At 61.6% G+C, this 11,309-nt stretch carries 8 protein-coding genes and 1 tRNA gene; all 9 read left to right on the top strand.

The annotated features are described in order from the left end of the window. Positions 1 to 284 precede the first annotated feature (284 nt). The 9 genes from fdnG (at position 285) to AB7M23_RS03640 (ending at position 11,304) form a co-directional block, all read left to right on the top strand. Positions 285 to 3,350 carry a formate dehydrogenase-N subunit alpha gene (gene fdnG, locus AB7M23_RS03680; protein ID WP_454240233.1) on the top strand — a complete coding sequence of 1,022 codons (3,066 nt, stop codon included), beginning with the start codon at positions 285 to 287 and terminating at the stop codon, positions 3,348 to 3,350. Beyond that, positions 3,350 to 4,300: a formate dehydrogenase subunit beta gene (gene fdxH, locus AB7M23_RS03675; protein WP_454240232.1), complete on the top strand. Its 951-nt coding sequence runs from the start codon at positions 3,350 to 3,352 to the stop codon at positions 4,298 to 4,300. The genes fdnG and fdxH overlap by 1 nt, the downstream gene beginning before the upstream one ends. Then, a complete protein-coding gene (locus tag AB7M23_RS03670; RefSeq protein WP_065759186.1) occupies positions 4,297 to 4,950 on the top strand; it encodes a formate dehydrogenase subunit gamma in 654 nt (217 codons plus the stop codon). The genes fdxH and AB7M23_RS03670 overlap by 4 nt, the downstream gene beginning before the upstream one ends. A gap of 4 nt (positions 4,951 to 4,954) precedes the next feature. Continuing rightward, a complete protein-coding gene (fdhE, locus tag AB7M23_RS03665; protein WP_454240231.1) occupies positions 4,955 to 5,878 on the top strand; it encodes a formate dehydrogenase accessory protein FdhE in 924 nt (307 codons plus the stop codon). A gap of 92 nt (positions 5,879 to 5,970) precedes the next feature. Further along, positions 5,971 to 7,401, top strand: a complete 1,431-nt coding sequence (selA, locus tag AB7M23_RS03660; protein ID WP_454240230.1) for an L-seryl-tRNA(Sec) selenium transferase — start codon at positions 5,971 to 5,973, stop codon at positions 7,399 to 7,401. Then, positions 7,398 to 9,320, top strand: coding sequence for a selenocysteine-specific translation elongation factor (gene selB, locus AB7M23_RS03655; protein ID WP_454240229.1), 1,923 nt, complete (start codon positions 7,398 to 7,400; stop codon positions 9,318 to 9,320). The genes selA and selB overlap by 4 nt, the downstream gene beginning before the upstream one ends. Positions 9,321 to 9,323: 3 nt before the next feature. Further along, positions 9,324 to 9,419, top strand: a tRNA-Sec gene (locus tag AB7M23_RS03650). 78 nt (positions 9,420 to 9,497) lie between these two features. Then, positions 9,498 to 10,382: a sugar nucleotide-binding protein gene (locus AB7M23_RS03645; protein ID WP_065759182.1), complete on the top strand. Its 885-nt coding sequence runs from the start codon at positions 9,498 to 9,500 to the stop codon at positions 10,380 to 10,382. Next, the gene (locus tag AB7M23_RS03640; protein WP_099775953.1) at positions 10,375 to 11,304 is read left to right on the top strand and encodes an NAD-dependent epimerase/dehydratase family protein; all 930 of its coding nucleotides are present in this window, start codon (positions 10,375 to 10,377) and stop codon (positions 11,302 to 11,304) included. Before AB7M23_RS03645 ends, AB7M23_RS03640 begins: the two co-directional genes overlap by 8 nt. Positions 11,305 to 11,309 lie beyond the last annotated feature (5 nt).

The raw sequence follows: 11,309 nt of genomic DNA, 5'->3' as shown, positions 1-11,309 counted from the left end.
GTAATCACGATTGAAGGCAATTTGCTATCAGTTTTTCATCGTGCTTGTGGATATCGACTTCGACCCGCGCGTCACTCAAACCACGCTGAGGGGGCGGGTTGACCAGTATCGCTAACGGATGAAGGTTGATCTCGCCACGAGGCCCCCCGACGATCCGTTTTTACTCCATCCCGCGCAATCTTGACTAAAGTATCAACTGGCGACAGCCGTAACGTCGCCACTGTGATCGTTCAAGAGATGCCTGGCATTGCTCCAGGCGTCCCAAACCTGATCAGGAGTGCACGATGGACCTCAACCGTCGTCAGTTCTTCAAGGTCGCCGCTATTGGCCTTGGAGGCTCAAGCCTGGCTGCGCTGGGAATGGCCCCGACCCCGGCCTTCGCCGAGCAGGTGCGCCACTTCAAGCTGGCCCACGCCCACGAGACCCGCAACACTTGCCCTTACTGTTCTGTCGGCTGCGGCCTGATCATGTACAGCCAGGGCGATGCAGCCAAGAATGTCGCGCAGAACATCATCCATATCGAAGGCGACGCCGATCACCCGGTCAATCGCGGCACGTTGTGCCCGAAAGGCGCGGGCTTGCTCGACTTTATCCACAGCCCTAGCCGGTTGCAGTACCCACAGGTGCGCAAGCCGGGCAGCAGTGAGTGGACGCGAATCTCCTGGGATGATGCTCTGAACCGCATTACCGACCTGATGAAGGCCGACCGTGACGCCAACTTTGTGCAGAAGAATGCGCAGGGGCAGACGGTCAACCGCTGGCTGACGGTGGGTTTCCTCGCCGCGTCCGCTTCGTCCAACGAAGCCGGTTACATGACCCATAAGGTCGTTCGCAGTTTCGGCATGCTGGGGTTCGATAACCAGGCACGTGTCTGACATGGCCCGACGGTGGCAAGTCTTGCCCCGACGTATGGCCGTGGAGCCATGACCAACCACTGGACCGATATCGCCAACGCGAATCTGATTCTGGTGATGGGCGGTAATGCCGCTGAAGCCCACCCGTGTGGCTTCAAGTGGGTGACCGAAGCCAAGGCGCACAACCAGGCTCGTTTGATCGTGGTCGATCCACGGTTCACCCGTACTGCGTCAGTAGCGGATTACTATGCTCCAATTCGCACGGGCAGTGATATTGCCTTCATGGGCGGGTTGATCAATTACCTGTTGACTGAGGACAAGATTCAGCACGAGTACGTGCGTAACTACACCGATGTTTCGTTCATCGTAAAAGCCGGCTTCGCTTTCGAGGACGGGCTGTTTTCAGGCTACGACGCAGCCAAGCGCAGTTACACCGACAAGTCCGGTTGGGGCTATGAGATCGGTGAAGATGGCTTTGCCAAGGTCGACCCAACGCTGCAGAACCCACGTTGCGTCTACCAATTGATGAAGCAGCACTACAGCCGTTATACCCCGGCCTTGGCTAGCCAGATTTGCGGCATGCCGGAAGACAGCATGCGCAAGATCTGGGAAGAGATCGCCACCTGCTCGCAGCCGGGCAAAACCATGACGATCCTCTATGCCCTGGGCTGGACACAGCACTCGATTGGCTCGCAGATCATTCGCAGTGCGGCCATGGTGCAGTTGCTGTTGGGTAACGTCGGTATGCCTGGCGGCGGTGTCAACGCCTTGCGTGGGCATTCCAATATCCAGGGGCTGACGGACTTGGGCCTGCTGTCCAATCTGTTGCCCGGCTACCTGACCCTGCCGTCCGATGCCGAGCAGGATTACGACGCCTACATCGCCAAGCGAGCGCTCAAGCCGTTACGTCCCGGGCAGATGTCTTATTGGCAGAACTACGGCAAGTTCCATGTCAGCTTGATGAAGGCCTGGTACGGAGCCAACGCGACAGCGGAAAACCACTGGGGTTATGACTGGCTGCCCAAGCTGGATGTTCCTGGCTACGACGTACTGAAAATGTTCGACATGATGGCCAAGGGGCAGGTCAATGGCTACTTCTGCCAGGGCTTCAACCCGATTGCTGCGCTGCCGGACAAGAACCGTGTAATGGCGTCGCTGGCCAAGCTCAAATGGCTGGTGGTAATGGACCCGTTGGCCACCGAGACATCTGAGTTCTGGCGCAATGTGGGGCCGTACAACGACGTTGAGACCGTCAATATCCAGACCGAGGTCATCCGCCTGCCGACCACCTGCTTTGCCGAGGAGGACGGCTCGTTGGTCAATAGCAGCCGCTGGCTGCAATGGCACTGGAAGGGTGCCGAAGGCCCGGGCCAGGCTCGCACCGACGTGAAGATCATGAGCGAACTGTTCCTGCGTTTGCGCGAGCGCTACCAGCGCGAGGGCGGTGCCTGGGCAGAACCGATACTCAAGCTCAACTGGCCTTACAAGGTAGCGGATGAGCCGTCGCCTGAAGAAATCGCCAAGGAGTTCAACGGCTATGTCACCGCCGACTTCACCGACGCCAGTGGTATGGCGTTCAAGGCGGGGCAACAACTGTCTGGTTTCCCTCAGCTCAGGGACGACGGTAGCACCGCCTCGGGCTGCTGGATCTTCTGCGGCAGTTGGACCGAGCAAGGCAACCAGATGGCCCGGCGTGACAATAGCGATCCCTATGGCATGAAGCAGAACCTGGGGTGGGCATGGGCCTGGCCGATGAACCGAAGGATTCTGTACAACCGCGCCTCGGCTGATCTGCAAGGCAAGCCCTGGTCGCCGAACAAGCGACTGGTCTGGTGGAACGGCAAGACCTGGGGTGGTACCGATGTGCCGGACTACAAAGCGGATGTCGCTCCAGAGGCGGGGATGAACCCGTTCATCATGAACCCCGAAGGGGTAGCGCGCTTCTTCGCGCTGGACAAGATGGCCGAAGGCCCGTTCCCCGAGCATTACGAACCGTTCGAGACGCCAATTGGCATCAACCCGCTGCACCCGGGCAACAAACAGGCGACCAGCAACCCGGCCGGACGCGTGTTCGATTCGGTCTGGGACTCGCTGGGGCAGGCCAAGGACTTCCCCTATGCCGCCACCAGCTACCGGTTGACCGAGCACTTCCATTTCTGGACCAAACATTGCCCGATCAACGCTGTGACGCAGCCAGAGCAGTTCGTTGAAATTGGCGAAGCACTGGCCAAGGAGAAGGGCATTGTCGCAGGGGATCGGGTTCGGGTGACCTGCAAGCGAGGGCATATCGAGGCGGTGGCCGTAGTGACCAAGAGGATCCGTCCACTGCAGGTCAACAACCAGACCGTGCATCAAATCGGCATTCCCTTGCACTGGGGCTTCACCGGTGCCACCCGTCACGGCTACCTGACCAATACCTTGGTGCCGTACCTCGGTGACGGTAATACCCAGACCCCGGAATCCAAGTCGTTCCTGGTCAACCTGGAGAAAATCTGATGGCCAGCCAAGACATTATTGCCCGTTCAGCCACCACCACCTTACCTCCTTCGGTGCGCCAGCAAGAGGAGGTTGCGAAGCTGATCGACACGTCCAAGTGCATCGGCTGCAAGGCTTGCCAGGTGGCGTGCTCGGAATGGAACGAGTTGCGTGACGATGTTGGGCATAGCCTCGGCACCTATGACAACCCTCAGGACTTGAGCGCCGAAACCTGGACCCTGATGCGTTTCACGGAGCATGAGAATACGGTGGGTAACCTGGAGTGGTTGATTCGCAAGGACGGTTGCATGCACTGCGCCGATCCGGGGTGCCTGAAGGCCTGTCCTAGCCCGGGGGCGATCATCCAGCACGCCAATGGCATCGTCGACTTCAACCAGGATCACTGTATCGGCTGTGGTTATTGCATCACGGGCTGCCCGTTCAATATTCCGCGGATCTCACAGAAGGACCACAAGGCCTACAAGTGCACCCTGTGTTCGGATCGGGTCGCCGTCGGGCTGGAGCCGGCTTGTGTCAAAACCTGCCCAACCGGTGCGATTGTCTTTGGTAGCAAGGCGGACATGAAGGAGCATGCCGCCGAACGCATCGTCGATCTCAAGTCGCGCGGTTTCGAGCAGGCCGGCTTGTACGATCCAGACGGTGTTGGTGGTACTCATGTGATGTACGTGCTGCACCATGCCGATCAGCCTCAGCTCTACGCTGGCCTGCCGAATCAACCGGTGATCAGCCCCTTGGTTGGCTTGTGGAAGGGCATGAGCAAGCCGTTGGCGTTGTTGGCCATGGGCGCGGCGGTGTTGGCGGGGTTCTTCCACTATGTGCGTATTGGCCCGCAGCGGATCGAGGACGATGAGCATCCGGCTGGCAAGGACCCCAGCGTGCATGAGGTTGACCCGGCAGTGCATGTCTTCGACCCGAGCAACCCTGGGGCACAAGGGGAGGATCGGCCATGAAAGACAAACCGATCCTGCGTTACACCGCGAATGAGCGCAGCAACCACTGGGCGGTGGCCATTCTGTTCTTCATGGCGGCGTTGTCCGGGCTGGCGCTGTTTCATCCTGCATTGTTCTGGCTCAGCCATCTGTTTGGCGGCGGGCCCTGGACGCGGATATTGCACCCTTTTATGGGGGTGCTGATGTTTGTGTTGTTCCTGGGTCTGGTAATACGTTTCTGGCGGGCGAACATGCTCACGGCGAATGATCGGCTCTGGCTCCGGCGGGTCGACCGGGTGATGCGCAATGAAGAGCAGGGCGTGCCGCCTGTGGGTAAGTACAACGCCGGGCAGAAGCTACTGTTCTGGACGTTGCTGCTTTGCATGCTGGTGTTGCTGCTCAGCGGCGTGGTGATTTGGCGTGCCTACTTCAGTCAGTATTTCGGTATTGGCAGTATTCGTCTGGCGACACTGCTGCATGCATTGGCTGCATTCGTGCTGGTATTGAGCATCATCGTGCATATCTATGCCGGTATCTGGATCAAGGGCTCGAACGGTGCCATGGTGCATGGTTGGGTGAGCCGTGCCTGGGCGAAAAAGCACCATGGGCTATGGTTTCGGGACGTGACCGGTGAAGATCGGTCGGACAGCCACATCGGCAAGAAGGGGTGACGGCTTGAGCAGGATACTTGAACCGGGCCATATCGAAGCGGCAGCGAGTGCCCCGCCGTTCATCCATTTGCCTCCTGCGAACCTGTTTGACCTGCGCCGTGTGCGTCTTGAGCACATGGCTGCAGGGCATCCTCTGGCTGATTATCTGCGCTTTGCTGCCAGCCTTTGTCAGCTCCAGCAAGGCTTGCTGGATCAGCCCCCGGACATCTGCGCGCCAGACCCTGAGCGCATCCGCCTGTGTCTTGAGCACGGTCTGCCACCGCTGGCCGCAGACAGCCTTGTGCGCGAAGCCGATTGGCAGCCGTACCTGGAGGCATTGCTGCAGCAGTATCAGGCCTCTTCGGAACCTGTGCGTGCGGCACTGGCACAGTTGCGCGCTGCCAGCCCCGGGCAGCGCAAGGTGTGGGCATTGGCCTTGCTCGGCGGGCAGTACGCTGGGCTGCCGGCGGCCTTGGTGCCCTTTCTCGGTGCTGCGCTGCAAGTGGCCTGGAGCCACTGGCTGTTGAGTTTGCCGGAAGATCTACTCAGGCCCGGCGATACCCTCAGGCAATGCCCGGCCTGTGGCTCGCCGGCCATGGCCGGGGTGATTCGCCATAGGGGCAAATTCAATGGGTTGCGTTATCTGGTCTGCTCCTTGTGTGCCTGCGAGTGGCATGTGGTACGGGTGAAATGCATATACTGCGAACAGAGCAAGGGGCTGCGTTACTACAGCTTCGAGGATGACCGCCACCCTGCCGGCCAGGCACCGCTGCGTGCCGAGTGCTGTGCGGGGTGTAACAGCTATTTGAAACTGGTCTATCTGGAGCATGACGCCGAAGCGGAAGCCTTGAGTGCCGACCTAGCCAGCCTGGCCCTTGATTTGCGTCTGGATCAGGAGTGGTATCAGCGCCTGGCACCGAACCTGCTGCTGGCGCTAGGAGGGGACTGAGCCCAGCGGCTACACTCAGGGTTCCCGGCTCCCTTCGTCGGCAGAGTCGGCCGCTGCCGCACGTCGAGAGCGCGATGACCGGAGAGTCTTTGATGCCTTCCAGTTTAGCCCCGCTGCCTGCGCGCCTTCCTTCCGTCGATAGCCTGTTGCGTAGCCCGGCCTGCCAGCCGTTGGCAGAGCGCTATGGGCGCGAGGCGTTACTCAGTGCTCTACGGCACGTACTCGATGACCTGCGAGAACCCGCTCGGCTGGGGCAGTTGGAGGCCATTGAGCTGATACCCGAGGTGCTGGCTGGCAGGGTGGGTGAGCGTTTGGCGGTGCAGCATCAAAGCCAGGTGCGTCGGGTGTTCAACCTGACCGGTACGGTGTTGCACACCAACCTGGGGCGAGCACTGCTGCCGGAAGAAGCCATTCATGCGGTGCAGCAGGCTGCGCGCTATCCACTGAACCTGGAGTTTGACCTGGAGAGCGGCAAGCGCGGCGACCGCGATGACTTGATCGAGGGCCTGATCCTTGAGCTGACCGGTGCCGAAGCCGTCACGGTGGTGAACAACAATGCAGCAGCGGTGTTGCTGGCACTCAATAGTCTGGGGGCGCGCAAGGAGGGGATCATCTCACGCGGTGAGTTGATCGAGATCGGTGGCGCCTTTCGGATCCCCGACATCATGGCGCGTGCTGGCGTAAAACTGCATGAAGTGGGCACAACCAACCGCACGCATGCGCGTGACTATGAAGCCGCCATCGGCCCGCGCAGCGGCCTGTTGATGCGCGTACATTGCAGCAATTACAGCATTCAGGGGTTCACCCATCAGGTACCGACCCAAGCGCTGGCGGAACTGGCCCACCGGCATGGTCTGCCGCTGTTGGAGGACCTGGGCAGTGGAAGCCTTCTGGACCTGACGCGCTGGGGGCTACCTGCCGAGCCGACGGTTCGCCAGTCCTTGGCTGACGGGGCCGATATCGTCACCTTCAGCGGCGACAAACTGCTGGGTGGGCCTCAGGCGGGCTTGATCGTAGGCCGCAAGGCGTTGATTGCACAGATCAAGAAAAACCCGCTCAAGCGTGCCCTGCGTGTGGATAAGTTGACTCTCGCTGCACTGGAAGCTGTGCTGGGCTTGTACCGCAACCCTGAGCGGCTGGCTGAGCGCTTGCCCAGCCTACGCCTGCTGACCCGCCCTCAGGCCGATATTCTGGCGCAAGCCGAGCGCCTGGCACCGGTGCTGGCGCACGCGCTGGGTGAGTTGTGGACGGTCAGTGTGAAACCCGCACTCGGCATGATCGGCAGTGGCAGTCAGCCTGTGGCCCGCTTGCCCAGCGCCGCCCTGTGTGTGCGCGCGCACGCGTCCAAGCGTTTGCGCGGGCGTCACTTGCTCGCGCTGGAGGCGGCGTTGCGCGCCTTGCCGATACCCGTGCTGGGGCGCATTGATGACGATGCGCTGTGGATGGACCTGCGCCAGTTGGATGACGAAGCGGGCTGGCTTGAGCAGTTGCCGCAACTGCGGCTGGGAGCGATTGCAAGGTGATTGTCGGAACGGCCGGGCATATCGATCACGGCAAGACTGCGCTGCTAGAGGCATTGACCGGGCAGGCAGGCGATCGTCGCCGGGAGGAGCGCGAACGCGGTATCACCATCGACCTGGGGTATCGCTATGCGTCGTTGCAGGTGGGGGCCGAACAGACCGGTTTTATTGATGTACCTGGGCATGAGCGGTTTATCCACAACATGCTCGCCGGGGCGCACGGCATTGACCTTGTGTTGTTGGTCGTAGCGGCCGACGACGGGGTGATGCCGCAGACCCGTGAGCATCTGGCGATTGTCGAGCTGCTGGGTATCCCGAGGGCGCTGGTGGTCATCAGCAAATGTGACCGCGTCGAGCCTGCCAGGGTGCAGGAGGTGCAGCGCGAGGTGCGCACCTTGCTGGCGGCAGGGCCTTATGCGGGCGCAGCTCAATTCGTGGTGTCGAGTGTGTCTGGTAGCGGTATCGAAGCACTGCGTCAGGCGCTCTTGAGCGCGCAGCGTGACGTTCAACGGCGCAGCAGTGCAGGAGGTTTTCGCCTGGCCATCGACCGCGCATTCAGCGTTGCTGGCGCAGGTATTGTGGTGACCGGCACGGCATTGGCCGGCCATGTGCAGGTGGGTGACACGTTGCTGTTGGGCAGGGCCGGCAAACCGGTGCGCGTGCGTGGCCTGCATGCCCAGAACCAGGCCGCAGTCGAAGCATGGGCCGGGCAGCGGGTGGCCTTGAACATCAGTGCCGAGCGCCTGGGGGTGGAGCAGATTCACCGGGGTGATTGGCTACTGGCCGAGTGGTTGTATGCTACGACTCAGCGTGTGGATATCGAGTTGCAGTTGCTGGGCAGCGAAACACGCCAGTTTGAGCATTTCAGTTCGGTGCATGTGCACCTTGGCACCCAGGATGTCACCGCCAAGGTCGCCCTGTTGCAGGGGGAATGCCTGGCGCCCGGTGGGCGCATGTTCGCGCAACTGCTGCTCAACGCCCCATTGCACACCGTGCATGGCGATCACCTTGTGCTGCGCGACCAGCGCGCTCAGCGCACCCTTGGTGGCGGTAAGGTGCTGGACCCCTTTGCCCCGGCCAGGCAGCGTCGCAGCCCGGCGCGGCTGGCGCAGTTGCACGCGCTGGCCGAGGCCGAGAGCCTGGAGCAGGCGCTACCGGCCCTGCTTGCGCAGGGGGCGACCGGGCTGGACCCGCAACAGCTGGAGCGTCAGTTCAATCGCCTGCGCAGCAGTTGGCGTTTACCCGAGGACGTCAGTGTTGTTGCCACGCGCCAGGGTGCACGGTTGTTCGCGACAGCCCAGTGGCAGGCGCTCAAGCAGGAGGTGCTGGTGCAACTGGCCCGGTTTCATACGCTCGAGCCGGATCAACTAGGCCCTGACCGTGACCGCTTGCGACGTTTCGTGGCGTTGCCGTTGGAGCGCCCGGTGTTCATCAGCTTGATTGAGGAACTGCTGGCCGCCGGGTTACTTGCCAGCAGTGGGCCTTGGTTGCACCTGCCGGAACACCAGGCGCGTCTGAGCGACGCGGACATGGCGTTGTGGGAGCAGTTGCAGCCGTACGTGCAGGCGTCCGGTTTCGACCCGCCCTGGGTGCGTGACCTGGCCCGTGCAACCCACAGCGAGGAGGCCGCGGTACGGCTGCTGTTACGCAAGATGGCGCGCTTGGGGCAAGTTCATCAGGTGGTGCGCGACCTGTTTTACCCGGACGCCACAGTGCGAAAAATGGCGGCTATGCTCATGCAGGTGGCTGCCGAGGACCTGAGTGTGCAGGTGGTGCGTTTTCGCGATGTGCTGGGTATCGGCCGTAAACGCAGTATTCAGATTCTCGAGTATTTCGACCGTGTCGGCCTGACCCGCCGTCTCGGCGACCAGCGTCGCATACGGCAGGACAATGCGCTGGCCCACGTACCCCGCGACGTATGACAAGGAAGGCAATCGCGCCCGGTGGCGCGGCCGGGCTTCAAACCCGGTTGGGGACGGCAGCCGTTCCCGGGCAGGTTCGACTCCCGCTGCCTTCCGCCAACCCGCAGGTTGGACATCCCCCGCAGGAAGCCGCAAAATATCCGCTTTCCCCTATTTCTGACCGGACCTGCTGACTCTATGCGAATGCGCCTGATGCTGTTGGGTGGTGGAAGTGCCCTCGGGCAAGCGCTGATTCGCCTTGGAGCCGAGGAAGACATCGGCTTTCTGGCGCCGCGTCCGCCGGATAAGGGGTGGGACGCTGCCAGCCTGACCCAGTTACTGGATGACACCCGCCCCGATGCGTTGGTGAATCTGGCCTATTATTTCGACTGGTTTCAGGCCGAGTCGGTCAGCGAGCAACGACTGGCACAGCAGGAGCGCTCGGTAGAGCGTCTGGCTGAGCTGTGCCAGCACCACGGCATTATCCTGGTACAGCCTTCCAGCTACCGCGTGTTCGATGGTTCTCGGGCCACGGCCTACAGTGAGAAGGACGAGCCAGTGCCGTTGGGCCTGCGCGGGCAAGCGCTCTGGCGGATCGAGCAGAGCGTCCGCGCCACCTGCCCGCAGCATGTACTGCTGCGCTTTGGCTGGTTGCTCGACGAAAGCCTGGACGGCGTTCTTGGGCGCTTCCTGACGCGCGCCGAACAGGCTCAGGAGTTACTGCTGGCGGACGACCGCCGTGGAAACCCGACGCCAGTCGATGATGCCGCACGGGTCATTCTCTCCGTGCTCAAGCAGCTGGATTGCGCGGCCCCACTGTGGGGCACTTACCATTACGCGGGCAATGAGGCGACTACGCCGCTCGCGCTAGGCCAGGCGATCCTCAGTGAAGCCTCGCAGCTTCACAAGCTTGCTGTCGAAGCGCCGACTGCACAGGCGCACGCGGCACGCCCGGATGCGGCTGAAGAGCCACAGCACGCGGTGCTGGCCTGCAAGAAAATTCTGCACACCTTCGGTATCAAGCCGCGCGCCTGGCGTGCCGGCCTGCCGACACTACTGGATCGATTCTACCGACATGGCTGATGCACCTATTCTGATTACCGGCGGCGCAGGCTTCATCGGCTCTCACTTGAGCGACGCGCTGTTGGCAAACGGCTACGCGGTGCGGGTACTGGATGACCTGTCCACCGGCAAGCGCAGCAACCTGCAGTTGCAGCACCCCAAGCTGCAACTGATCGAAGGCGATGTCGCTGACGCGGCGCTGGTCGCCCAGGCGGCGGCAGGGTGCCAGGCGGTGGTTCACCTGGCTGCGGTGGCCTCGGTCCAGGCGTCGGTCGAAGACCCGGTGAAAACTCACCAGAGCAATTTCATCGGCACGCTGAATGTGTGTGAGGCTATGCGCCTGGCCGGCATTCGGCGGGTGCTCTTCGCCTCCAGTGCAGCCGTGTATGGCAACAACGGTGAAGGCGAATCGATCAGTGAGGAGACGCCCAAGGCGCCCCTCACGCCTTATGCTGTGGATAAGTTGGCCAGTGAACACTACCTGGACTTCTACCGCCGTCAGCATGGCCTGGAGCCCGTAGTGTTTCGCTTCTTCAATATTTTCGGTCCGCGCCAGGACCCTTCATCGCCGTATTCGGGCGTGATCAGCATCTTCAGCGAGCGGGCGCTCAGCGGGCAGCCCATTACTGTGTTTGGTGATGGCGAGCAGACCCGCGACTTCGTCTATGTCGGTGATCTGGTGAGTGTGATGCTGCAGGCGCTGACGCTGGATCAGGTGGAAGAGGGTGCAGTGAACGTCGGCTTGAATCAGGCCACCTCGTTGAACCAACTGTTGGCTGCCCTGAAAACGGTGGTCGGCAGCTTGCCTGCGATCAGTCATGGGCCTGCGCGTTCTGGCGATATCCGCCATTCGCGTGCAGACAATACCCGCCTGCTGCAGCGCTTCCGCTTTCCCGAACCTACGCCAATGGCCGAAGGCCTTGCCCGGCTTCTGGGGCGCTGAAACAA

Source organism: Pseudomonas sp. HLS-6 TE3448 (assembly GCF_053629555.1).
Note: the sequence above shows the minus strand (reverse complement) of the source record. Positions and strands in the feature narration are given on the sequence as shown.